Source organism: Alistipes sp. i18-0019-D1 (assembly GCF_042852885.1).
Taxonomy (GTDB): domain Bacteria; phylum Bacteroidota; class Bacteroidia; order Bacteroidales; family Rikenellaceae; genus Alistipes.
Genome location: NZ_AP031424.1, coordinates 140,218 through 166,273, shown reverse-complemented (window position 1 = coordinate 166,273; position 26,056 = coordinate 140,218). Strand labels below are relative to the sequence as shown.

Here is a 26,056-nt window from a genome sequence, read left to right as displayed (position 1 = left end):
ACCATTCTCTTTTTCCGGAAAAATCCTCCTGCCGAAGGAGGATTTTTTGCCCCATTTTCCTTTTCCCGGGGCCTTGCGGGGCCGTTCGGAGCGGTTTGACAAATTATCCATGAGAAGTGATAAAAATTACCAATCGAATCCTCCGGGGCAATTTATTTTTGTATAGGGAAATGCCCCTTTTACGGAAAAAGCGAAAACCTAATTATTAACCAAAACCTTTTATATGAAAAGCTTTACTCTAAAGTTCGCCCTGTTGTTCCTGCTGGGTGTGGGTCTGGCCTCCACGGCCGCGGCTCAGAAAATCGGAGGAGTCGTCAAGGATTCGGCGGGCAAACCGGTTATCGGAGCTTCGGTGATCGTTGACGGTACGACTTTGGGAGCGAGTTCGGGCGTCGACGGGCAATGGACGCTCAACGTACCCGACGCTTCGAAGAAGACGCTGGTGATCTCCTATATCGGTATGAAGACGCAGCGCATCGCCATCGGCAGCAAAACGCAGATCGACGTCAGGCTCGAAGACGAGTCGACGGCGATGGACGACGTGGTGGTCGTGGGTTACGCCACCGTGAAACGCCGCGATGTCGTGGGTTCGGTCGCCTCGGTGAATGCCGAGACGCTCCAGCAGATGCCCGTGGCCTCGGTCGCCGAGGCGATGACGGGCCGCATGGCCGGTGTGCAGGTCACGGCCACGGAGGGAGATCCCGACGCCGAAATCCGCATCCGCGTGCGCGGTGCGGGTTCGTTCTCGTCGGACGGCGCGCCGCTCTATATCGTCGACGGATTCCCCGTGGAGAGCATCAGCGACATCTCCTCGTCGGAAATCCAGTCGATCGACATTCTGAAAGACGCCTTCTCGACGGCCATCTACGGTTCGCGCGGCGCCAACGGCGTCGTGCTGATCACCACCAAGAGCGGCGAGAAGGGCAAGGTGAACGTAAACTACAATGTATACTGGGGGTTCAAGGACATCGCCCGCAAGAACCAGGTGCAGGCGCTCAACCCCTCGGAGTTCGCCAAGTGGCAGTACGAGCTGGCCGCCATCCAGAACAAGGTCTCGGACAACTACGAGCCTTACTTCGGATCGTTCTCCGACATCGACCTCTACGACGGCGTGAAGGGCAACAACTGGATGGACCAGCTTTTCGGCCGTTCGGGCGAGCAGTTCAACCACAACCTGACGGTTTCGGGCGGCGGCGACAAGTTCAAGTGGAACGCCACCTATGCGCGTCTCTACGACAAGGCGATCATGATCGGTTCGAATTACAGCCGTGACAACTTGGGCCTGAAAACGCAGTTCAAGGCCAACAAGCGCATCACGCTCGACTTCAACATCCGCTATTCGCGCATCAAGGTCCGCGGCGCGGGCGCCAACTCGCTCAACGACTCGGGTTCGCAGACCACGGGCCGTCTGAAGAATGCCATGCTCTACACGCCTATTCCGCTGAAGGCCCAGATCGAGGGCGGCGACGACCTGGAGGAGAACTCCTCGGACGCCGTGATGCCGACGGTCGCCGTTTCGGATTCGGACCGCAAGCGCGAGCGCACCAACTGGAACGCCAACGCGGGCTTCACGTGGGAGATCGTCGACGACCTTCGCCTGAAGGTCGAGGCCGGCATGGAGGACTACCGCCAGGAGACCAATTCGTTCTACGGCCTTACGACCTATTATTCGAAGGTCGGCGGTTCGGGTTCGTCGGTTCCGGGAACCCCTTCGACCAACTACAACGACGTGACGCGCCGCCGCGTGCGCAACACCAATACGTTGAGCTATGACTTCAGGAAGCTCATCTCGAACGAAAATCACCACCTGAACGTGCTGCTGGGACAGGAGTACATCATCACCGAGCAGCGGACGTTCAACACCTGGGTCGACGGACTGCCCGATTTCTACACCGCCGAGCAGGCGTGGACCTTCATGGGTTCGGCCTCGAACGCCAGTTCGTCGAACATGAACTATGCGGCCGACGACATCCTGCTCTCCTATTTCGGGCGCATCAACTACGACTTCAAGGGCAAGTACATGCTTTCGGCCACGATGCGCGGCGACGGTTCGTCGAAGTTCTCGAAGGGCCAGAAGTGGGGCTACTTCCCCTCGGTGGCCGCTTCGTGGCGCTTGTCGGACGAGTGGGGCATGAAGGACCTCAAGTGGCTCGACAACCTCAAGCTGCGTTACAGCTTCGGTACGGCGGGCAACAACAACATCCCGACCGGCATGGGCGGCCTGACGCAGCTCTACGAGGTCGGCACGGGCAGCAGCTTCATCTACGGCGACCCGGTCTACTGGACGCCCAACGGCAACGGGGCCAGCGAGAGCTACATGGCCAATGCCAACCTGACGTGGGAGACCACCTATTCGCACAACCTGGGTCTCGACTTCGGATTCTGGCGCAACCGCCTTTCGGGATCGGTCGAGGTCTACCAGAACACCACCGAGGACATTCTGATGCGCTATCCGGTTTCGGGTTCGGGTTACAGCTTCCAGTACCGCAACGCCGGTACGATCCGCAACCGCGGTCTGGAGGTGTCGGTGGCCGCCGTTCTGGCCGAAAAGGCGAAGTGGGGCGTGAACTTCAACGCCAATATCGCCTTCAACCGCAGCCGCATCATGGACCTGGCCGGGCTGGAGACCTATTCGCAGTCGTCGGGCTGGAACAACAACGTCACGGACTACTACGCCGTGCTGGGCGGCGCCATCGGCGACATCCGCGGCTACACGACATTGGGCCGCTACGAGGTCGAGGACTTCGACCTGGACGTTTACAACCAGACGGGCAAATGGCAGACGCTCGACGGCTCGAATTGCGCCGGCGTGGTCGGCGACATGCGCCCCGGCTCGCTCAAACTGCTCTGCGATGAGAACGGTACGCCCGTTCAGGGCAGGATCGGCAACGTGCAGCCCAAGTTCACGGGCGGTTTCTCGCTCTCGGCCTATGCCTACGGTTTCGATGTGGCCGCCAACTTCACCTATTCCTACGGTAACAAGGTCTTCAACGCCAACAACGTCGAGTTCACCTCGTCGCAGAAGTACACGGGCAAGGGCGTCATCCGCAACCTTTCGGATGCGATGGCCCTCGGCAAGCGCTGGACCAACGTCGACTGGCAGACCGGCGCCCTGATCACCGATCCCGCCGAGCTGGCTGCCGCCAACGCCGCGACGAGCATGTGGTCGCCCTACATGCCGCAGACGGTCGTTCACAGCTGGCTGCTGGAGGACGCTTCGTTCCTGCGCCTCTCGTCGCTGACGGTCGGCTACACGCTGCCCGCGAGCTGGACGCGCAAGGTGCGCATCAACAAGGTGCGCCTCTATGCGACGGGCACGAACCTCTTCTGCTGGACGCCGTACAGCGGCTTCGATCCCGAGGTCGACACGCGCCGCTCGACGCCCATGACCCCCAACGTCGACTACTCGGCCTATCCGAAGAGCCGTTCGTGGGTTTTCGGTGCGAACATCAGCTTCTAACCTTTAACCGACAGAAAACAATCCAACGATGAAAAAGTTAATCTATATCCTTGCCTGCGCCGGCCTGATGGCCGCGTCGTGCGGCGAAGACCTGCTGGACACCCGTTCGTCCTCGTCGTCCGATTCGGAGACCATGTTTTCGAACGAGACCTATGCCGAGGCGGCCGTCATGAACATCTACCGCCAGTTCGGCGTCGACAAATCCTACCGCAACCGCTGGCTGGTCTACTACGGGGGCAACAGCGACACGGAGTGGTACGTAGGCGCGTCGCCCGACAAACCCACCGATACCAAGACGCTGATCTACTCCTATAACGCGTCGTACGACGATGCGAACAGCCAGCTCAACGAGAGCAGCGGCCAGTTCGCCCTGGCCTACACCGCCATCGAGAACGCCAACCTGGCCATCGCCGGCCTGCGCAAGTACGGCGACGTGGAGAACAACGCCGGGATGCGTTACCTGCTGGGCGAGGCGCTGGTGCTGCGCTCTCTCTATTACCACGACCTCGTCAAGGCCTGGGGCGACGTTCCCGCGCGTTTCCAGCCCATCGGCGAGACGGGCGACGTCATCAAGCCCAAGAGCGACCGCGACGTCATCTACCAGCAGATCATCGGTGACCTGGAGGAGGCCGTGAATTACGTTTACTGGCCCAACGAGTCCGGTAAAACGGGACTCACCACCCGCGTCAACAAGGCCTTCGCCTACGGCCTGCTGGCCCGCGTGTGCCTCTCGGCCGCCGGGTACTCGCAGCGTCCCGACGAGGGGCAGATCGGTACGGGCAGCGTCGGCTCGAACCGCCGCAGCAAGCTCACCGAGAGCGGGCAGGTGTGGGGCGACGACGCCCTCTACACGAAGGCGCTCGACGCCTGCAAGGAGGTCATCGCCAAGGAGAATGCCTGCGTGGGCCTGGAAGGCTCGTTCGAGGAGATCTGGCGCGACATGATGAAGCGCGAGGTCGCCGCCGGAGGCGAGGCGCTTTTCGTGATCCCCTTTGCCGACAACCGCGGCCAGTGGATGAACAACTACGCCATCAAGCACTACACGGCGGATAAATACTGCGGCAAGGCAAATGCCGGCGGCACGATCGGTCCGGTTCCCACGCTCTACTACGAGTACGACAGGAACGACCGCCGCCGCGACATCTCCTGCATTCCCTACCGCTGGAACGGCGGCAGGCAGGAGCTGGAGAACATCCAGAAATGGTACAGCGGCAAATACCGCTACGAATGGATGAGCGAGGTTATTTCGGGCAACGACTGCGGCATCAAGCCGATCGTGATGCGCTATGCCGACGTGCTGCTGATGGCCGCCGAGGCCGCCAACGAGTTGAACGACCTTCCTTATGCCAAGACGCAGCTGCGCAAGGTCCGCTACCGCGCATTCAAGTCCAACGACGCGGTCGACACCTACCTCGACGGCATCGCTTCGAAGGACGATATGTTCAAGGCCATCTACCGGGAGCGGATGCTCGAATTCAGCTGCGAGCAGATCCGCAAGCAGGACCTCATCCGCTGGGGACTGCTCAAGGCGTCGCTCGACGATGCGAAGGGCAAGATGAAGGCCATGCTCGACCACACGACCTACACCTCGGAGTTGACGGGTAAGACCTACGATTTCAGCCTTATCGGCTCGAAGGTCTACTACAAGTATGCCGACGACGGCGAGACGGTGCAGCTCCACGGACTCGACTTCGGCGAGGCCGGCGAACCCGAGGGTACGGGCTGGACGCTCTTCACCTCGAAGAAGACCGACGGATCGACCGAGGAGGAGTATATCAAGAGCGGCACGACCGCCACGGCGCGCATCGACATGATTTATCAATACGATCCCGACGTGCACATGTTCTGGCCGCTTTTCAAGCAGTCGATCACCACCAACAGCATGCTGTTCAACGACTACGGTTACCCGGTGCAATAGCGCCTGAAAAAGGAAAAAACAAGAAAACGCATGAAAACGATCATCAATAAATTCGTCCTGTTCGTGATGCTCTTCGCCGGAGCGGCGTCGCTTCACGGCTGTTCGGACCCCGACGGGATTATCGAGGACATTGCCTACGGCCGCGAGTTCTCCCCGCTGAACTTCACCCATACGTTGGCCAACAACGTCAACGTGACCTTCTCGTGGACGGTCATGACCGGAATCGCGGATTATACGCTGACGCTCTCCTACGCCGACGGCGAGGGCGGCGTCTACGACCAGGTGGACCTCATCGCCCCGCTCGACGGCGACGGCAACACCGTCAAGACGATGGAATACTCGTTCCGGGAGCTGCCCGGCAACCGTGAATGGATCGCCGAACTGGTCGCCGTCTCGCAGCGTGCGGGCGTCGCCGATTCGAAACCCGCGACCTGCGCGTTCGCCACGGGCGTCGAGAACCTCTTCCTCAACGACGGCAAGATGGGCGACGGCGACGTGACGGCCACGACGGCCATGCTGCGCTGGGTCGCCGGTTCGAACGTCACGCACCTCGACGTCACGCCCGACGTGGGGCTGATCGAGCTGTCGTCCGCGGAGATCGCCGCCGGCGAATACGAGCTGACCGGTCTTGTGACCGGCACTTCCTACACCGTCGAGCTGCTGCGCGACGAGGCCGTGCGCGGTACGATTTCGTTCGTCGCTTCGGACAAGATCGACGTGGAGGTGATCGACAAGGGCGCAACGACGATCACCCTTGCATGGGGCGCCGACCAGCAGGTTACGAGCCTCGTACTGAAGGGCGGCGACGATGAGCGCAATGTTACGCTGACCGATGCCGAGATCGCCGCGCACACCTATACCTTCGAGGGACTCAAGGCGCAGACCGAGTATTCGATTTCGGTCTACATCGCCGGTGTCGAGTCGGGCAACCTCGTCGTCACGACCCTCGGGCAGTCCAGTTTCTGGGACTTCACGACGGGCTGGCAGCCTGTCAGCTGGGAGACCGACCAGACCATCGACGGCCTTACGATCCTGGCCGCTTCGGGTAAAAACGTCGAGATCCGCGAAGATGCCGACTACGGTTACAACTACCTCGACCTGCGCGGCAAATCGACCGTCAAGGAGGGCGAGGCACCCTCGCAGCGCGCCGTGCAGTTCTCCGTCGTGGGCGAGGGCGTGATCGCCATCGACTGCTACGCCAACGGCGCAGGCCGCAACTTCTACGCCTATGTCGATGCGCTGGGCAAGAGTTTCGGACCGGTCGAGGCTCCCACGGCCGACAACCGCGGCAAAGTTTACATCCCCTGCCCGGGCATCCCGGCTTCGGCGAAGGTTTCGATCTGGACCGACGCGACGATCAATCACATTTACAGTATCGGCTGGTACGAGGGATCGGAGGCTCCGGGGCAGAACGCCACGCCGCTCGACGCTCCCGTGGTGGCGGCTGATCCCGCCTCCGTGACCAAGGGCGACAACACCGAGGTGACCTTCTCGTGGGCCGCCGTTCCCAACGCCTCGACCTACACCTACCGCCTTGCGCTGACGACGCTCAACGGCGAGACCGAGGAGGTCGTGCGCCTTTCGGAGACCGTTTCGGCGACCCGGATGACCGTTCCGGCCGCCACCGTCGCCACGCTCAAGCCCGGTACGTATACGATTTCCGTCACCGCGGCAGCCGTTTCCGACTACCTCTACAAACCGTCGTCGGCCGGAACCGCCGCGCTGACGGTCGCCGACACCAAACTGGCGGCTCCCGCGGTGAAGTTCACCCCGGCGAAGGTCTCCAAAGGCGATCAGACCGAGGTGACGGCTTCGTGGGAGGCCGTCGAAGGAGCTGCGTCGTATGACGTCAGCTTCAACGGCGGAGCTTCCGAGAACGTAACCGGAACCTCCTACACGATCGCGGCCGCGACGGTCGCAGGGCTTGCCGCGGGCGAATACACGATTTCGGTGGTCGCCAACCCCGCCGACGCTTCGGCGCAGGCCTCCGATGCCGGTACGGCCAAACTGACCGTTGCCGAGGCTTCGACTCCGGGCGGCGACGACTTCGCATGGGATTTCTCCTCGCCGGCTTTCAGCGACCTGATTGCACGCCTCACGGCGGCGGGTTCCATCGGTCTGACCGACCTCGACGAGACGATCGACGGCCTGCGGATACTCTCCGGCGGATCGCATTTCCGTGGCGGAACGAGCAGCGGCGTCAGTTATATCCAGACCGGCGGCAAAGGCACGGCTTCGGTTCGCAGTTTTTCGTTCACGGCTTCCGCTTCTGGCAAGCTGAAGGTCGTGGCTTCGAATACAGGCAGCAGTGCCGCTACGGACGGGCGTGCCGTGACGGTTCAGATCGGTGACGATGCGGCCGGAGCGCAGAGCAAAGAAGCCGGAACGGGCAGCGGGGATCCTACGACCTGCGAATTCGATATCACGGTGACGGGCGAAACCACGGTCTACATCTATTCCACGATCAACGGTCTGCGCTTCTACAGCATCGAGTATGTCTCCGACGGCGGCGGCTCGACCCCCGGCGGGCCGGGAACCGACTACACGATGACTCTCTCGGCTACGGCGGGGAAACTCTCATCCAACATCACGGGCCTGCCGGCCAGCTGGAAAGAAACGGACAGTACATGGACGGCGGCCGACGATACCGGGGCCAGCACGATCACCTTCACGGGCAATATCTATTACAGCACCAGCGAAACGAAAAACATCGTGTGGTATTTCAACAAGGGCAAGGCCGAGACCCATGTGGCGGCTTCGGATATGGGTAAAATCCGGAAGATCACGATCTATCCCAATTCCGCCCGCAAGCCCGAGCTGCTGAAGTGTAGTTACGGTGCGTCGTCGACCGTCCTGCCGGCTGCGGAACCCACGGGAACGAATTCGAGTACGATTACCTTCGATTTCGCGGCGGCCGGTGTCGATGCTGCCGATTTCCGTATCGACTTCACCGACACTTCCACCAACATCGAGATCGGCAAGGTCGTTATCGAATACACCAAGTAGCCGGAAGGCTTCGCATGAAAGAGGCGCGGAATGTTCCGCGCCTCTTTTTTGCCGTTTGACCGTTGCGGAACCAGATTTGCAGGGGCGCATTGTGAAAAGTAAATGGAATTTTGTACCTTTGCACATCATTTCGCTCACAATGGCTGAAAACGAAAAAGACATACTGGGAAATATCGGAGAGCAGGAATACAAGTACGGCTTTACCACCGACATCGAGACCGAGACCATCGGCAAGGGGCTTTCGGAGGAGGTCGTGCGGCTGATCTCCGCCAAAAAGGGCGAGCCGGAGTGGATGACCGAGCGGCGTGTGGCGGCCTACCGCCATTGGCTGACGCTGGAACCTCCGACCTGGGCCCACCTGATGATCCCTCCGATCGACTTTCAGGACATCATCTACTACGCGGCCCCCAAACCCAAAAAGCAGCTTGGCTCGATGGACGAGGTCGACCCCGAACTCAAACGCACCTTCGACAAACTGGGCATTCCGCTCGAGGAACAGATGGCGCTGGCGGGTGTCGCGGTCGATGCCGTGATGGATTCCGTGTCGGTCAAGACCACTTTCAGGGAGGTGCTGGCCGAGAAGGGCATCCTCTTCTGTTCGATCTCCGAGGCGTTGCGCGACTTTCCCGAACTGGTGAAAAAGTACCTCGGGAGCGTCGTGCCCTACACCGACAACTTCTACGCGGCGCTGAATGCCGCGGTCTTCTCCGACGGCTCGTTCTGCTACATCCCCAAGGGGGTGCGCTGCCCGATGGAGCTGTCGACCTATTTCCGCATCAACGCCGCCGGCACGGGGCAGTTCGAACGCACGCTGATCGTGGCCGACGAGGGCGCCTACGTGAGCTACCTCGAAGGGTGCACCGCGCCGCAGCGCGACGAAAACCAGCTGCACGCCGCCGTCGTGGAGATCATCGTCGAGCGGGACGCCGAGGTCAAATACTCCACCGTCCAGAACTGGTATCCCGGCGACCGGCAGGGCCGGGGCGGCGTCTATAACTTCGTCACCAAACGCGGCATCTGCCGCGAGAACGCCCGGCTGTCGTGGACGCAGGTCGAGACGGGTTCGGCGATCACGTGGAAATACCCGAGCTGCATCCTTGCGGGCGACAATGCCGTCGGCGAGTTCTACTCGGTGGCCATGACCAACAATTTCCAGCAGGCCGACACGGGTACGAAGATGATCCACATCGGCCGCAACACCCGCAGCCGCATCGTTTCGAAGGGCATCTCCGCGGGGCGGAGCGAGAACTCCTACCGCGGCATGGTCCGTGTGGCGAAGGGCGCCGAGAACGCCCGCAACTATTCGCAGTGCGATTCGCTGCTGATCGGCGACAAATGCGGGGCGCACACGTTCCCCGTGATCGACGTGCGCAACCCGACGGGCGTGGTGGAGCACGAGGCCACGACCTCGAAAATCTCCGACGACCAGCTGTTCTACTGCAACCAGCGCGGCCTTTCGACGGAGGATGCCGTGGGGCTGATCGTCAACGGCTATGCCCGCGAGGTGCTGTCGAAACTGCCGATGGAATTCGCTGTCGAGGCGCAGAAGTTGCTGGCGTTGCAGCTGGAGGGATCGGTAGGGTGATGCGAAAAATGAAAGTCGTCGTCCTGAACGGAAGCCCGCACCGCGGCGGGCTGGTGTCGCAGATGCTCGGCCACGTGGCCGCCGGACTGCCCGAAGGGTGTGAAGTCGGGACGCTGTTCGTCCGCGACATGCAGGTCCGGCCCTGCACCGGGTGTATGAAATGCCGTTCGCTGGGCCGCTGCGTGCTGCCCGAAGACGATGCACACCGTGCGGCGGAGGCCATCCGCGGGGCCGATGCGCTGATCGTCGGGTCGCCCTGTTACTGGGGCAACATGAGCGGCGCGTTGAAGGTGCTGTTCGACCGGATGGTCTATGCGATGATGGGCGAGCGGGAGAACGGCATGCCGATCCCGCTGCACAAGGGCAAGCGGGCCGTGCTGGTCGCCGCGTGCAATACGGTCTATCCGTTCAGCGTGTGGTTCCGCCAGACGACCGGCGTGTTCCGCGCATTGCGCGAGATCCTGAAATGGAGCGGGTTCCGGGTCGCCGGGACCTTCGGCAAGGGCGGATGCCGCAAACGCGGGGCGCTGACGCCCCGGGAGATTGAAAAATGTAAAAAACTGGCAAAAAAGATATGTTAAGCGTAAAAAATCTACACGCCACGGTCGACGGCAAGGAGATTCTCCGGGGCATCGACCTCGAAGTGAAGGCCGGCGAGGTGCATGCGATCATGGGCCCCAACGGCTCGGGCAAGTCGACGCTGGCCTCGGTGCTTGCGGGCAATGAAAAGTTCACCGTCACCGAAGGGTCGGCCGAGTTCCTGGGCCGCGACCTGCTGTCGATGCCCATCGAGGACCGCGCGCGGCTGGGCCTGTTCCTGGGCTTCCAGTACCCGGTGGAGATTCCGGGCGTCACGATGGCCAATTTCATGAAGCTGGCCGTCAACGAGCAGCGCAAGTTCCGCGGCGAGGAGCCGCTTTCGGCCGCCGAGTTCCTGCGCCTGATGCGCGAGAAGAGCGCCGTGGTGGAACTTTCGTCGAAACTCACCTCGCGGGCCGTGAACGAAGGATTCTCGGGCGGCGAGAAGAAGAAGAACGAGATTTTCCAGATGGCGATGCTCGACCCGAAGCTGGCGATCCTCGACGAGACCGACTCGGGACTCGACATCGACGCCCTGCGCATCGTCGCCACGGGCGTCACCAAACTGCATACGCCCCAAAACGCCACGGTGGTCATCACGCACTACCAGCGTCTGCTGGATTACATCGTGCCCGACGTGGTGCATGTGCTTTACAAGGGCCGCATCATCCATTCGGGCGACAAGTCGCTGGCCCTCCGGCTCGAAAAGGAGGGTTACGACTGGCTGATCAACGAATACGACAAGTGATGGAGACGATTCTCGACATAATCCGCGGGTTTCGTGCCGTGGACGGCGAGGCGCTCCGGCTCGACGGAGCCGGGGACGGACCGTTCGCGGCGGTCGATCCCCGGAAGCTCCGCATCGAGGCCGCGGCGGGCGCTTCGGCGCAGGTCGTCGTGCTGCACACCGCTCCCGAGATGTCGGTGCTGGAGGTGGAGCTGGCCGAAGGGGCGCAGCTGGAGCTGACCGAACTGTTCACGGCCGAGGCGTTCGCCGAGGTCTCGGTGAAGCAGGCCGCACGCAGCCGCTGCCGTCTGACGACGGTGCAGCTGTCGGGCGCCAACGCTTCGTACAGGATCGATCTCGACGGCGCGGATGCCGAAAACGAACTGGGCGGGGTGTTCCTCGCCGCGGGTGAAGAGCATTGCGTGCTGAAACTGCATACGGCGCACAACGCCGCCGACTGCCGCAGCAACTCCTACGTCAAGGGGGTTGCCGGAGGGTGTGCCGTGGGCGAGTTCTGCGGGATGGTCTACGTGGCCCCCGACGCCCAGCGCACCGACGCCCGTCAGCAGAGCCGCAACATCCTGTTGAGCCGGACGGCCCGCATCACGACCCAGCCCCAGCTGGAAATCTATGCCGACGACGTGAAGTGCTCGCACGGCGCGACGGTGGGGCAGATGGATGCGGATGCCATCCTGTACATGCGTCAGCGCGGTTTGAGCGAAGCCCAGGCCCGGCGGTTGCAGATCGAAGGATTCGTCGGCGACGTGGTGATCCGTTGCGGCATCGAGCCGCTGTGCGGGGCGATCCTGGAACGGGCCGCGGCGAAAATCGAAACCCTGTGAGAAATGTTCGACGTTGAAAAAATACGGGAGGAGTTCCCGATCCTGCACCGCGAAGTCTACGGCAAGCCGCTGGTTTACCTCGACAGCGGTGCCACGGCGCAGAAGCCCCGGACGGTGATCGATACGGTCGATCGCCTTCACCGGGACCTGAACGCCAACATCCACCGCGGGGTGCATTTCCTTTCGGAGGAGGCGACGGAGCTGTATGAAGCCGCCCGGGAGCGGATCGCCGCGTTCGTCGGGGCGGCCGCGAAGGAGGAGATCGTCTTCACGGCGGGCGCCACGGCGTCGCTCAACACGGTGGCTTACGCCTGGGGCGATGCCTTCGTCGGAGCCGGGGACAACATCCTCGTCAGCGAGATGGAACACCACTCGAACATCGTGCCGTGGCAGATGCTGGCCGAACGCAAGGGGGCCGAAATCCGCGTGCTTCCGTTCGACGAGACGGGAGCGCTGCGCACGGACCTGCTGCCGGAACTGGTGGACGCGCGGACGCGCGTGGTGGCCGTGACGCAGGCGTCGAACACGCTCGGCACGCGGCCCGACCTGCAGACGGTGGTCGAAGCGGCGCATGCCGCGGGGGCCGTTGTCGTTGTCGACGGCTGTCAGGGCGTGGTCCACGGCGGGGTCGATGTCCGGGCGATGGACTGCGATTTCTACGCCTTCTCGGGCCACAAGCTCTACGGGCCGACGGGAATCGGCGTGCTGTACGGCAAGCGCGAACTGCTGGAACGGATGCCGCCGTTCATGGGCGGCGGCGACATGGTCGACACGGTGACGTTCGCGAAGACCACCTACGCTCCCGTGCCGTTGAAATTCGAGGCCGGAACGGCCAATTTCGTGGGCGCCATCGGGCTGGGGGAGGCGGTGAAGTTCATGCAGCGGTTCGACCCTGCCCAGATCGAAGCCCACGAGGAGGCGCTGCTGCGCCGCGCCACGGAGCGGCTGGAGGGGATCGGCGGACTGCGGATTTACGGCACGGCGCCCGGCAAGTGCGCCATTGTGTCATTCAACGTCGAGGGGGTGCATCCCTACGATATGGGCATGATCCTCGACAAGCTGGGCATTGCGGTCCGTACGGGCCAGCACTGCGCCGAACCCGTGATGGACCACTACGGAACGACGGGCATGTGCCGGGCCTCGTTCGCGCTGTACAACACACTCGCCGAGGCCGATGCACTGGCCGCGGGGGTCGAACGGGCGGTGAGGATGCTTCGAAATTAGAGTTGAAAGTTTTGGCGATATTCCGGTCGCGATGCGGTTGAGCCCCCGTCAAGGCGGGGGTTGGGGGTGGGCCTGATTTGCAAACGCCGCCAGGGGCGGCGACAGCGACAACCGGGAGCATAATGACGCTCCGATAATGATTATGAGATATTAAAACTTACTGACCTATGTTCATCGTACTCGAAGGATTGGACGGAGCGGGCAAGTCGACCCAGATCCGCATGTTGCGCCAGTTGTTCGCGGAGCGTGGCGTGGAGAGCGCCTACGTACATTTTCCGCGTTTCGACGCGCCGGTTTACGGCGAACTGATCGCCCGCTTCCTGCGCGGCGAATTCGGCGGCGTGAACGAGGTCGACCCCTATCTGGTGGCCCTGCTCTTCGCGGGCGACCGTGCGGCGGCCGGTCCGCAGATCCGGGCGTGGATCGCCGAAGGCAAAGCCGTGATCCTCGACCGTTACGTCTATTCGAACGTGGGTTTCCAGTGTGCGAAACTTCCTGCCGGCGAGCGGCGCGACCGCCTCGCGCAGTGGATTCTGGACCTGGAATTCGGTTACAACGACCTGCCGCGTCCCGACCTGTCGCTGTTCCTCGACGTGCCGTTCGCCTTCACCGAGCGAAAGCTCACGGAGGTCCGCGAGGGAGACGACCGCGACTACCTGCAGGGCAGCCGGGACATTCACGAAGACGCCCTCGACCTGCAGCGGCGTGTGCGCGAGGTTTATCTCACGGCGGCGGCGAAGGACGATTCGCTGCGAGTGGTCGATTGCAGCGATCCGTCGGGGGCGATGGATTCGCCCGAACATAATTTCGAAAAAATACGGGCCGTGCTGGCCCCGATACTCGACGCGCGATGAGAAAGACCCGGGTTTTCAAGATCGTGGCCAACGTCTGCCGGCTGATCCTCGCCTGCACGTTCATCGTTTCGGGTTTCACGAAGGTGATCGACCCGTGGGGCACGGCGCTGAAGGTCAACGAATACCTTTCGATCTACGGACTCGACTACCTCCAGCCTGCGGCGATGACATTTTCGATCTGGCTGTGCGGCGCGGAGCTGATGATGGGCTGCATGCTGCTGTTCAAGGTCCGCATCCGGCTGATCTCGATCTTCGCCGTGCTGTCGATGGTTTTCTTCACGCTGCTGACGCTGCTGAGCGCCACGATCATCCCCGTCGAGGACTGCGGATGTTTCGGCGAGGCGCTGAAACTCTCCCCGTGGGAGACGTTCGCCAAGAACGTCGTGCTGCTGCCGATGGCCTTCGTGGTGTGGTGGCGTTACCGTCCCGACAAGATTTTCGCCTTCAAGCCGCTGGAAATCGTGCTTACCTGCACGTTCTTCTTCCTGGCGATGTACCTCGGCTATTACTGTTACATTCACCTGCCGCTGATCGATTTCCTGCCCTATAAGGTCGGGGTCAATATCCGCGAGGCGATGCAGGCTCCCGTCGTCGAACCCGGCGAGTCGGAAACCGTGCTGGTCTACCGCAACCGGCAGACGGGCCGCGAACGCGAGTTCTCGCTGGAAGACACCGAGTGGCAGGACGCCGGGAAGTGGGAGTGGGTCGACACCCGCACCACGAGCGAAGCCCCGACGGTGAGGCCCCTCGTGAGCGAATTCGCCCTGCGCGACGCCGAGGGCGACGCCACGGAGGAGGTGCTGACGATGCCGGGCCGGGTTTACATGCTCTGCGTCACGGCTTTCGACCGTCTTCCGCGTTCGTGCGCCCGGCGTATGGCGCGGCTTGCGGAGCGCGCCCGCGAGGAGGGCGCGCATGTGGTCTGCCTGACGCCCGATCCGCTTTACGGCGTCACGTGGCACGAGTTCGGCACGGCGGAGGTGCGGTGCTACAACATCGACGCCTCGACGATGAAGACCATGCTCCGCGCCGATAACGGGCTCGTCGTGCTGGACGACGGAACCATCACGTCTAAAAAGAATTGTCGCGATATTCGTCCGTAGGGGCCTCCTGCGGGACGCTGGTATGAAAGTTGACGCCGGAAACGGTGTCAACTTTTTCGTTTGGTGAGATCAGAGCCGAAACCTGGGTTCCGGCCTGTGACGAGCGCAGAAAATGAAGAAGGATTTTCAACTTTTTTCGTATGCGAATCATCCCTATTTTAGTGATCGCCCTGCTTGCCGGGGCGTGTTCCCGTAAGACGCCCGCACCTGCGGTGGTACGTCCCGTGAAGGTCACGACGGCTGCCGGCGCGGGGCTTATCGACAAGGATTTCGCCGGCATGGCTACTCCCGACGACGCTGTGAACCTCGCCTTCAAGGTGGCGGGGCAGGTCCTCGACGTCCCCGTTTCGCAGGGCGCGGGCGTGAAGAAGGGGGAGCTGCTCGCCGAACTCGACCCTCGGGACCTCGAGTTGCAGGTCGCGGCGACCCGATCGGCCTTCGAGGAGGCCCGCTCGCAGCAGCAGCGCATGCAGCGGCTCCTGGAGCACGAGGCGGTATCGCGGCAGGAGGCCGAAGCGGCCGCGACGCGCTATGCGCAGGCCCGGTCGACTTACGAGAACACCCTCGACCTGCTGAAGGATACGCGCCTGAAGGCCCCGTTCGCCGGGGTCGTCGAGCGCAAGTACGTCGATAATTTCGAACGTGTGCAGGCCGGACAGCCGATTCTCCGGCTGGTCAATCCCGTCACCGCGACCGTCCAGTTCACGCTGCCCGAAAACGGGCTGTCGCTGCTGCGGGACAGCTCTACGCGCTTCACCGTCGAGTTCGACAACTACCGGGGCGCGGCCATTCCGGCCCGCCTGAAAGAGTATGTCGAAACCTCGTCCGACGCCTCGGGATTCCCCGTGTCGCTGACCCTCGAAAACCCCGATCCGGCCCGTTACCGCATCTCGCCCGGCATGTCGTGCACGATCACCATGCTGAGCGCCGATCCCGTTCCCGATGCCGTGTCGCTGCCCGTTTCGGCCGTCTACGCCCCGGCCGGGGGCGGAACCTATGTCTGGATCGTCGGCGCGGGCGACCACGTCACGCGCCGCGAGGTGAAGCTCGGGGAGTTGTTCGGCCGTGACCGGGTGGTTGTCGACAGCGGCGTTGCACCCGGCGAACGGGTCGTCACGGCGGGGGTTTACCAACTGCGCGAGGGCGAACGGGTCCGCATCTTAAACTGACGCCGCCATGAACCTACCCGAATATTCGCTGCGCAGCGCCAAGGTCATCTGGTTCTTCCTCGCCGTGCTGCTGGCGGGAGGCGCCCTGGGCTTCGCCACGCTGGGCAAGAAGGAGGATTCGGTCTTCGTCATCAAGTCGGCGTCGCTCGTCTGCTCCTATCCGGGGGCTACGCCGCAGGAGGTCGAGGAACTGATCACCGAACCCATCGAACGCGAGGTGCAGTCGATGCGCCTCGTGCACAAAATCACCTCCGAATCCTACTACGGACTTTCGAAAATACAGGTCGAACTGGACCCGGCCACACGTGCCGGGGAGATTCCGCAGCTGTGGGACGAACTGCGCCGCAAGGTGCTCAACGTCCAGCCGCGTCTGCCCGCGGGGGCTTCGGCGGTGACCGTCGCCGACGATTTCGGCGACGTGTACGGCATCTACTACGGGCTTTCGGTCGACGGGGGGTTCACCTGGTCCGAACTGCGCGACTGGGCGCAGCGGCTCAAAACGGCGCTCGTGACGGTCGACGGCGTGCAGAAGGTGGCCCTCTACGGCGAGCAGACGCCCGTGGTGAACGTCTACGTCAGCATGGCGACGCTGGCCAATTTCGCCATCCGTCCCGAAACCATCGTCGCGACCATCGGCCAGCAGAATTCCATCGTCGACAGCGGCGAGAAGCAGGCCGGGAAACTCCAGATCCAGATTCTCGAAGACGGGACCTACAAGACGCTCGACGACCTTTCGAACCAGCTGCTGATCTCCTCCTCGGGCAAACAGTACCGCCTGGGCGACATCGCCCGCGTCGAGCGGGGTTACGCCGAGCCGCCGCAGACGATGATGCGCGTCGACGGCCGCCGTGCCGTGGGCATCGGTGTCTCGACCGAGGACGGCGTCGACGTGGTGAAGACCGGAGCGAAGATCGATGCGCTGCTGGCTTCCCTCACGCGGCAGATGCCCCTGGGCATGGAGCTGACGGTGCTCTATCCCGAGAACCGCATCGCCCGGGAGGCCAACTCCACGTTCATCCTCAACCTCGCCGAGTCGGTTGCGATCGTCATCGGGATCATCATGCTCGTCATGGGCTTCCGCGCCGGGGTGCTGATCGGCAGTTCGCTGCTCTTTTCGATCGGCGGCACGCTGCTCCTGATGCAGTTTCTGGGCGAGGGGCTGAACCGCACGTCGCTCGCCGGTTTCATCATCGCGATGGGCATGCTCGTCGATAACGCCATCGTCGTCACCGACAATGCACAACAGGCCATGCTGCGGGGCGCGGCACGCCGCAGCGCCGTCGTCGACGGAGCCAACGCCCCGCGGTGGAGCCTGCTGGGAGCTACGCTGATCGCCATATTCTCGTTTCTGCCGCTGTACCTCGCGCCCTCGTCGGTGGCCGAGATCGTCAAGCCGCTGTTCGTCGTGCTGGCCCTTTCGCTGCTGTTGAGCTGGGTGCTGGCCCTGACGCAGACGCCGCTGTTCGGCAATTTCATGCTCAAGGTGAAACCCGCCGCCGGCGATCCCTACGACACGCGTTTCTACCGCGCCTTCGACGGTTTCCTGGCCGCCCTGCTGCGGTGGCGGTGGGCCGTCGCGGCGACGGTCGCGGGGCTGTTCGCCCTCTCGCTGGTCGTCATGGGGCTGATGCCCCAGAACTTCTTTCCGTCGCTCGACAAGCCCTATTTCCGGGCCGACGTGCTGCTGCCCGAGGGCTACAACATCCGCGACACGGAGCGCAACCTCGTGGCCATGGAGGAGTGGCTGCGCGCACAGCCCGAGGTGAAGACCGTCTCGATGACGCTCGGGTCCACGCCGCCGCGCTATTACCTGGCCAGCAGCAGCGTCTCGATGCGTCCCAATTTCGGCAATATTCTCGTGGAGCTGCACGACAAGCGGCAGACTGCGGCCGTCGAGGAGCGTTTCAACGCCCACGTCACCGAAAACTTTCCCGACGTGTGGCTGCGCTCGTCGCTGTTCAAACTCTCGCCCGTGCCCGATGCGGCCATCGAATTCGGTTTCATCGGCGACGATGTCGATACCCTGCGCCGTCTGACGGCCCGGGCCGAACAGGCAATGTGGAATACGCCCGGGGCGGTGAACGTCCGCAACGGCTGGGGCAACCGCGTGCCGATGTGGCAGCCGCTCTATTCGCAGATGAAGGGCCAGCGCATCGGCATCACCCGCAGTCAGATGGCCCGCGGCATCACCATCGCCACGCAGGGGTACACGCTGGGCGAATACCGCGAGGGCGACCAGTTCATGCCGATCCTTTTGAAGGACGAGAACATCGGTTCGTATAACCTGACCAATTTGCAGGCCCTGCCGATCTTCAATCCTTCGGGCAAGGTCTTTTCGATCGAGCAGGCGACCGACGGATTCCGTTTCGATTTCCGGCCGGGCGTCATCAAGCGTTTCAACCGCCAGCGGGTGATGAAGGCCCAATGCGACCCGGGCCGCGGGGTCAACACCATGCAGCTTTTCGCCGCGCTGCGCGATTCGGTGGACCGCGCCGTGGTGCTTCCCGAGGGCTACTCGATGAAGGTCTTCGGCGAGCAGGAGAGCCAGCAGGAGTCCAACGAGGCGCTGGCCGAATACATGCCGCTGACGCTGGTGCTCATCCTCATCGTCCTGCTGTTGCTGTTCCGCAACTACCGCGAACCGGTCGTCATCCTGCTGATGATCCCCCTGATCTTTATCGGCGTGGTGCTGGGGCTGGCCGTCACGGGCAAGGTGTTCAACTTTTTCTCCCTGTTGGGACTGCTGGGGCTCGTCGGCATGAACATCAAGAACGCCGTGGTGCTCGTCGAACAGATCGGCGTGCTGCGGGCCGCGGGCAAGGACCCCTACGAGGCCCTGACCTCGGCGACGCGCAGCCGTATCGTCCCGGTGGCGATGGCCTCGGGAACGACCATCCTGGGCATGCTGCCGCTGTTGTTCGACTCGATGTTCGGCGCGATGGCCGCCACGATCATGGGCGGACTGCTGGTCGCCACGCTGCTGACGGTCTGCGTCCTGCCGGTGGTCTACGCGCTGTTCTACAATATCCGCAAGCCATGAAGATAACAGTTTCGATAATCGCCCTTTGTCTCTGCGCCCCGGCGCTGGGGCAGACCTCGCTGGCCGACTACCGCGCTGCCGTGGCCGATTACAGCTGGCAGCTGAAGATCGCCGCCTCGAAGAGCGATGCGGCGGCCGAGACGGCGGGGCAGGCCCGCACGGGCTACCTGCCGCGGCTCGCGATGGACGGCAGTTTCACGGCGACCGTACGCCATTTCGACGGCGTGGAGCGCTGGACGTTCAGCCTCCAGCCGCAGCTGGTGCAGACCGTCTACGGCGGCGGTGCGGTGCGGGCCGCGGCCCGGCAGGCCGAACTGGGCTACGACATCGCGCTGTGCGACGAGGAGTTTTCGCGCCTCGACGTGCGCTATGCCGCCGACTACGCCTACTGGAACCTCTCGGCCGTGGAGCTCTACGTCGCCTCGATGCGCCGGTACGTCGCTATCATCCGTTCGCTCAAGGAGATCGTCGACCGCCGCTTTTCGGAGGGTTACATCGCCAAGGGCGACGTGCTGATGATCGACGCACGGTTGAGCGAGGCCGAATATTCGCTCGTGAACGCCGAGCAGAGCTACGAGGTCGCGCTCCACAACTTCAACATCCTCCGCGGGACCGACGCCGCGCTCGGCGTACAGCTCGCGCAGGGCATCCGCGACTCGCTGCCGATGCCCGGACGGGTCGTGGCGGCCGAGGCGCTGGAGCGGCGTCCCGACTATGCCGCCGCGCGGCTGCGTTCGGAGCAGGCTGAGGCGGGGATCCGGGCCGTCCGTGCGCCGTTCAATCCGCAGTTGAGCGTGGGGATCGGCGGCATGTGGCAGCCCTATTACCCCAACAGCACGGGCGCGACCTACGTCGACGGATCGGCCTTCGTGAAACTCTCCGTGCCGATTTTCCACTGGGGCGAACGCCGCCGTGCCGTGGGGGCCGCACGCGCCGTGCAGTTGCAGCAGGAGTGGTCGGCAGCGCTCGTGCACGACGACATCGTGCGCGAGGAGATGAACGGCTGGACGGCTCTCGTGCAGAGCCGCGCGCAGGTCGACGCCTCGGAGCAGAGCCTCCGCATCGCGGGCGAGAACCTCTCCATCAGCACCTATTCCTACGGCGAAGGCCTGGCGACCATCCTCGATGTCCTGCAGGCCCAGTTGAGCTGGATTCAGCTCTATTCCAACGCCATAAAGGCGCATTACAACTACGCTGTGGCGGTCTCCGACTACCAGCGCATCACGGCGCAATAGAAAAACGGCGGAGAGATTCTCCGCCGTTTTTTCCTGCCGCCGGGCGTTTTACGCCTTCGCCGGCTGGGTGCTGACCACCGCGATTTCGCGCGACACGGGTGCGATCCTGTGCAGCATCTGCACCATGCCGCAGTACTTTTCGTGTGTCAGCTCCACTGCGCGGCCGACCTTCGCCTGGTCGTCCTCGGTGTCGCACTCGATGTTGTAAACCACATGGAACGAGCGGTATACGCTTTCGGATTGAACCGTTTCTGCAGATAACTCGCCCGAGTAGCTGATTTCGAAGCGTTTGGGCGTGATGTGCTCCTTCTGCATGATCATCAGCGCCGTCTGGCCCGAGCACTGGGCGGCGGCGTAGAGCAGCAGTTTCTTGGGATTCATCTCCTCGCATCCGGAGCCGCTTTCGACCCGGAATTTTCCCTCTCCGGTCATTTGCAAAGTTACTTTTTCGATCATAAGTCTCGGAATTTTTGTTGAACGACCGTTGAAGGGCAAATTCCGTTCCGCCGGACGTGGAAAGCTGGGCAAAAATTCTTATATTTGCCCGTCTATTAGAGAATATGTGCGTATGCGAAGATTCCGGATTTCATTGCTGACCCTTGCCCTTGCGGCGTGCGCCTTCGGTGCGCAGGCTGCCGGGCCTGAAATAGAGACCCTTGCGGGGCGCGCCCGCGATCTGTTCGATTACGGACGCTGGAGCGACGCCCGGCAGGAATTCCTGCGCGTCAGGGCGGCGCTGACGCCTTCGGACCGCCTGCTGGCCCAGGAGGCGGAATTTTACCTGGCCGCCTGCGCCGTGGAGCTGGGCAGTCCCGACGCCGAAGGGGCCTTGCGCGAATTCGCGGAGCGTTATCCCGAATCGGTCTACGCCAACGACGTGCGTTTCGCGCTCGGTTCGTTCTACTGTGCCGCGGGGAACATGGAAAAGGCCCGCGAGGCCTTCGGACAGACCGATTACAAGGCGCTGAGCGCGCCGCGCCGCGAGCAGTACGACATCCGCATGGGCTACGTCGAGTTCGCCGGGGGCGACTACCGGAAGGCCTACGACTATTTCGACCGCATCGGCAGCCGCAGCGAATACGTCGACCACGCCCGTTACTACAAAGCCTATATCGACTACGCCGAAGGACGTTACGGCCGTGCGAAGCAGGCCTTCACGACGCTCCTGCGCAGCGACGCCTACCGCGACGTGGTTCCCTATTACCTCCTGCAGATCGAATTCCGCGAGGGCAACTACCGCTACGTGGTCGAAAACGGCGAGGCGCTGGCCCGCCGGGCCGTTCCCGAGCGGCGTGCCGAACTGGAGCGCGTGATGGCCGAATCGTGGTTCCGGCTGGAGGATTTCAACAAGACGCTGGAGCACCTCGCGGCTTTCCGGAAGTCCGGCGGGGAGATGGACCGCGACGCCAGCTACCTGGAGGGCTTCTCGCTCTACCGTACGGCCCGCTATGCGGAGGCCGCGGAGTGGCTGCGCAAGGCGTGCGGCGCCGAGGACGCCCTGACGCAGAACGCCTCCTACCACCTGGCCGACTGTTACCTGCGCGCCGGGGACAAGGAGTCGGCGATGCAGGCTTTCGCGATGGCTTCCGACGAGTCGCTCGACGCGACGGTGGCCGAGGATGCGCTGTTCAACTATGCCAAATTGCAGTACGAGCTGGGCGGCGGCGCCTTCAACGGGGCGATCAACGTGCTGACGCGCTATGTCGAACGCTATCCCTCGTCGCCGCGCGTGGGGGAGGCCCGCGCGCTGCTGATCGCCGCCTACTACAACTCCCGCGACTACGACGCCGCTTACAGGGCCATCAAACAGATGCCCTCGGGCGATGCCGACATCCGTGCGGCGTTGCAGAAGATCACCTATTTCCGCGCTCTGGAGGCCTACAAGGCGGGCGACATGCGCGCAGCGCAGCGTTACCTCACGGAATCCGCTGCGGTGAACGTCAGCCCCAAATACACCGCGCTGAATGCTTTCTGGCAGGGCGAAATCGCTTTCGCGCAGGGTGACTATCCGGTGGCGGCGGCCAAATACAACGCCTACCTGAAGCGTGCGCCCCGCACCGAGCGGGAGTATGCGCTGGCGTGGTACAATCTCGGTTACTGCGCCTTCGACCGCAACGACCTGGGGCAGGCGCAGGCTTCATTCCGGAAGTTCCTCGCCGCCTGGTCGCCCCGCGACCGTTACCGTGCCGACGCCTATAACCGGCTGGGCGACGCCGCCTATTCCGACCGCCGTTTCGAGGAGGCCGTGGGGGAGTACGACAAGGCCATCGCCCTGGCGACGCCCGAACAGCAATATGCCCGTTACAAACGGGCCGTGACGCTCGGCATTCTGGGCCGTACGGACCAGAAGCAGCAGGCTCTGCGGCAGATCGTCGCTTCGGGCGGCGACTATGCCGACGAAGCCTCCTACGAGCTGGGACGCAGCTACATCGCGCAGGAGAAGTATGCCGAGGGCGCCGCGCAGCTCGAAAAGTTCGTGGCCGCCTATCCGTCGTCGCCCCGCTGCACGCAGGCGCTGTCCGACCTCGGGCTGGCCTACCTGAATCTGGGCGACAAGCAAAAGTCGCTCGAGTATTACGATCGGGTGGTCGGGGCGTCGCCCCACTCCTCCGAAGCCAGGGGTGCTATGCAGTCGATCCGCGAGATCTACGTTTCGCAGGGCGACGCCGACGCCTATTTCGACTATGCCGCCAAAGCCGGCCTGGAGAGCGACTTGACGGCCCTTTCGCGCGACTCGCTGTCGTTCGCCGCGGCGCAGAAACTCTACCTTGACGGACATCAGGAGGCTGCCGCGAAGTCGCTGCGCAGCTATGTGCAGAGCTATCCGAAGGGGTATTACCTGACCGACGCACTCTACTATTTGAGCGACTGCTACCTCCGTTCGGGCGAGCGCGGGGAGGCCATCGAGACGCTGACGGCGCTGGCCGGCCGGGGGACGACCCAGTACACGGTCGCCGTGCTGGAGAAACTATCCGAGATGACCTATGCCGACGAACGCTGGGACGAGGCCGCCTCGGCCTACCGCCGGCTCTACGACGCCGCGCCGACCAAAACGGGCCGCGAGGAGGCCATGAAGGGCTATGTGCGTGCGACGGTGGCCGGAGGCGACGGGGCGAAGATCGCCGCGATGGCGGCCGACGTCTGCGGGCACGACGACGCGGGGGCCGTGGCGCTCCGCGAGGCGAAATACGCCTGGGCCGGGCAGCTGCGCGCCGAAGGCCGCCGCGACGAGGCCGTGAAGCTCTACCGCGAACTTGCGAAGGACGTGCGCACGAAAGAGGGTTCCGAGGCGGCCTATTACGTGATCGAATCCACGTTCGGGGGCGGTGACATGGACAAGACCGAAAAGGAGGTCTTCGCCTTCTCCGAACGGGAGCCGCAGGCCTACTGGCTGGCCAAAGCCTTCATCCTGCTGGGCGACGTGTATGTGAAGAAAGGGGATAATTTCCAGGCCCGTGCAACGTGGCAGAGTGTCGCCGACGGTTATTCGCCTGCCGATGACGGCATCGTGGACGAAGCGAAGGCGCGAATCGCAAAACTCAACTGACGATGAAGAAGATGCTGATAGTGGCCGCCCTCGCGGCGGTGCTGCCGCAGCTGGCTGCGGCGCAGGTCGAAAAGCAGGTCGAAGTGACCAAGGCCTATGTCCCGAAGGTGGAGAGCGCCTCGAAACTGCCTGTCCAGCCCGACATGACCGACACGGCGCGCATGCGCCCCGAAATCGACTACACCATTACGCCGCTGTCGCTGCGCACGACGCTCTCGACGCGTCCGATCCGCCCCGCGACGGTGACCTACTGGGAGTTCAACCGCCCGCTGCCCTTCTACGTGAAGGCCGGGGCGGGGTATCCGCTCAACTCGGTGCTGGACTTCTACGCCTCGTCGCAGAACCCCTCGACGGGCTACGTCGTGGGCTACGTCAACCACGAGGGGCGGTACGCCGATATTAAAAACGATTTCGGGGTGAAGAACAATTCGACGCGGATGTTCAACCGCATCGGGGCCGCCGCGGGCAAGTATTTCGGCCGGCACGTCCTCGAAGGCGACATTTACTACGACAACCGGATGTATCACCGCTACGGAGCCTATGGCGATGGGGTTTCCGAATCGTTCACTCCCGGCGGGATGAACGACTACGGCGATGCGAACGTCGCGGTGCGTTTCGGGGACAATTTCCAGGACTTGAGCCGCACGAACTTTGAAATAGCCTTGCGCGGGGGCATGTTCTTCGACCACTCCGAGTGGCCGGATTACGGCGACAAGGCCCGCCAGACCGCGCTCGAAGCCCGGGCGAAACTCGCCCGCGGATTCGGCCGCAGTTATTTTTCGGTCGAGGCGGGCTACGGGCTGTCGGCGGGGCAGAAATCCCTGGAGGGCACTAACCAGCAGCTGATCCACGCCGCCCTGCGCTACGGTTTTGCAGGCGGGGTCGTGCGCCTCGACGTGGGGGCCGACTATTATCACGACCGGATCGAGTCGGGGGACTGGATTCCCGATCCGCTCGTGGAGAGCGGGAATTACGTCATTCCCTATGCGCGGCTCGATTTCAACCTCGGAACGCCGGGGCTGAAACCCTTCTTCGAGGCCGACGGCGCGGTGGCGCCCAACGACTTCCGGACACTGACGCTGGAGAATCCCTATGTCGCCTCCTCGACGTGGCTCGACAAGAGTTCCGTAGATTACAATTTCCGCCTCGGACTGGGCGGCAGCCTGTGGCGCAGCCGCTTCGACTACCGTGTTTACGCCGGGATTTCGATCCGCGACAACCATCTTTACTGGACGAATGTCCCGCTTCACCCGGAAGGCTTTGCCGCGGGCACGGCTTTTTCGGGGGCGTTCGTGCCCGAAATGGCGCGGCAGACCGTCACTTCGTTCAACGGCGAGATCGAGTTCCGGCCCGTGAGCGCGCTGAAATTCGACCTGGGCGTGCACGGCTACCTCTACAACGACGAGACGGACCTGAAAAACGGTGCTCCGTCGTTCGCCGGGAACATCGGCGTCGCCTTCGAGGGCCGCAAGGTCTCGTTCGGGGTGAAGGCGCTGATGCAGGGCGTGCGCCGCTGGACGACGCTCAACTACGAGCCGGAGCCTGCCGAGGGTTCCGTTATCGTTGGGATTGTGCCGGGCGAACCGTTCGAAGCCCCCTTCGGCGTCGACCTGCGGGTGAATTTCGACTGGAAGGTTTCGGGCCGCGTGACGCTCTTCGCCGAGGGCCGCAACCTCGTCAACCGCTGCCTGTACGAATACCCCTGGTATCCCGAACTGGGAGCCAGCTTCACGGTGGGCGTCAAGGCCAATTTCTGAAACCGTTTCC

General features: G+C 63.1%; 16 protein-coding genes. 15 read left to right on the top strand and 1 reads right to left on the bottom strand.

Features of this window, described 5'->3' with window-relative positions:
* Positions 1 to 223: 223 nt before the first annotated feature.
* The 13 genes from ACGHP5_RS00655 (at position 224) to ACGHP5_RS00595 (ending at position 20,742) form a co-directional block, all read left to right on the top strand.
* On the top strand, positions 224 to 3,460 hold the full coding sequence (locus tag ACGHP5_RS00655; RefSeq protein WP_295903489.1) for a TonB-dependent receptor: 3,237 nt from the start codon (positions 224 to 226) through the stop codon (positions 3,458 to 3,460).
* A 28-nt stretch (positions 3,461 to 3,488) separates the two neighbouring features.
* Entirely contained in the window at positions 3,489 to 5,378 is a 1,890-nt protein-coding gene (locus tag ACGHP5_RS00650) for a RagB/SusD family nutrient uptake outer membrane protein (RefSeq protein WP_390567840.1), read from the top strand.
* Between the two features lie 30 nt (positions 5,379 to 5,408).
* Entirely contained in the window at positions 5,409 to 8,384 is a 2,976-nt protein-coding gene (locus ACGHP5_RS00645; protein WP_390567839.1) for a hypothetical protein, read from the top strand.
* A gap of 139 nt (positions 8,385 to 8,523) precedes the next feature.
* Complete coding sequence (sufB, locus tag ACGHP5_RS00640; RefSeq protein ID WP_337771533.1) at positions 8,524 to 9,969, top strand: Fe-S cluster assembly protein SufB; 1,446 nt, start codon at positions 8,524 to 8,526, stop codon at positions 9,967 to 9,969.
* Between the two features lie 8 nt (positions 9,970 to 9,977).
* Positions 9,978 to 10,550 carry a flavodoxin family protein gene (locus ACGHP5_RS00635; RefSeq protein ID WP_337657682.1) on the top strand — a complete coding sequence of 191 codons (573 nt, stop codon included), beginning with the start codon at positions 9,978 to 9,980 and terminating at the stop codon, positions 10,548 to 10,550.
* A complete protein-coding gene (sufC, locus tag ACGHP5_RS00630) occupies positions 10,544 to 11,296 on the top strand; it encodes a Fe-S cluster assembly ATPase SufC (RefSeq protein WP_295903504.1) in 753 nt (250 codons plus the stop codon). Before ACGHP5_RS00635 ends, sufC begins: the two co-directional genes overlap by 7 nt.
* Positions 11,296 to 12,117 carry a SufD family Fe-S cluster assembly protein gene (locus tag ACGHP5_RS00625; protein ID WP_337657678.1) on the top strand — a complete coding sequence of 274 codons (822 nt, stop codon included), beginning with the start codon at positions 11,296 to 11,298 and terminating at the stop codon, positions 12,115 to 12,117. The genes sufC and ACGHP5_RS00625 overlap by 1 nt, the downstream gene beginning before the upstream one ends.
* Positions 12,118 to 12,120: 3 nt before the next feature.
* A complete protein-coding gene (locus ACGHP5_RS00620) occupies positions 12,121 to 13,341 on the top strand; it encodes a SufS family cysteine desulfurase (RefSeq protein WP_390567836.1) in 1,221 nt (406 codons plus the stop codon).
* Between the two features lie 167 nt (positions 13,342 to 13,508).
* Entirely contained in the window at positions 13,509 to 14,195 is a 687-nt protein-coding gene (gene tmk, locus ACGHP5_RS00615) for a dTMP kinase (RefSeq protein ID WP_290531596.1), read from the top strand.
* Positions 14,192 to 15,298, top strand: a complete 1,107-nt coding sequence (locus tag ACGHP5_RS00610) for a BT_3928 family protein (RefSeq protein ID WP_295903516.1) — start codon at positions 14,192 to 14,194, stop codon at positions 15,296 to 15,298. Before tmk ends, ACGHP5_RS00610 begins: the two co-directional genes overlap by 4 nt.
* Positions 15,299 to 15,438: 140 nt before the next feature.
* Complete coding sequence (locus ACGHP5_RS00605) at positions 15,439 to 16,467, top strand: efflux RND transporter periplasmic adaptor subunit (protein ID WP_290531594.1); 1,029 nt, start codon at positions 15,439 to 15,441, stop codon at positions 16,465 to 16,467.
* Positions 16,468 to 16,474: 7 nt separating this feature from the next.
* Complete coding sequence (locus tag ACGHP5_RS00600; protein ID WP_390567833.1) at positions 16,475 to 19,507, top strand: efflux RND transporter permease subunit; 3,033 nt, start codon at positions 16,475 to 16,477, stop codon at positions 19,505 to 19,507.
* Positions 19,504 to 20,742 (top strand): TolC family protein, encoded by a 1,239-nt coding sequence (locus ACGHP5_RS00595; protein WP_290531592.1) that lies wholly within the window; start codon positions 19,504 to 19,506, stop codon positions 20,740 to 20,742. The genes ACGHP5_RS00600 and ACGHP5_RS00595 overlap by 4 nt, the downstream gene beginning before the upstream one ends.
* A 48-nt stretch (positions 20,743 to 20,790) precedes the next feature.
* Here ACGHP5_RS00595 and ACGHP5_RS00590 read toward each other — a convergent pair whose 3' ends face one another.
* Complete coding sequence (locus ACGHP5_RS00590; protein ID WP_390567831.1) at positions 20,791 to 21,198, bottom strand: OsmC family protein; 408 nt, start codon at positions 21,196 to 21,198, stop codon at positions 20,791 to 20,793.
* A gap of 112 nt (positions 21,199 to 21,310) precedes the next feature.
* Here ACGHP5_RS00590 and ACGHP5_RS00585 point away from each other — a divergent pair, with 112 nt between their 5' ends.
* The gene (locus ACGHP5_RS00585) at positions 21,311 to 24,289 is read left to right on the top strand and encodes a tetratricopeptide repeat protein (RefSeq protein WP_337771541.1); all 2,979 of its coding nucleotides are present in this window, start codon (positions 21,311 to 21,313) and stop codon (positions 24,287 to 24,289) included.
* Between the two features lie 2 nt (positions 24,290 to 24,291).
* Positions 24,292 to 26,046 (top strand): hypothetical protein, encoded by a 1,755-nt coding sequence (locus tag ACGHP5_RS00580; protein ID WP_337756215.1) that lies wholly within the window; start codon positions 24,292 to 24,294, stop codon positions 26,044 to 26,046.
* Positions 26,047 to 26,056 lie beyond the last annotated feature (10 nt).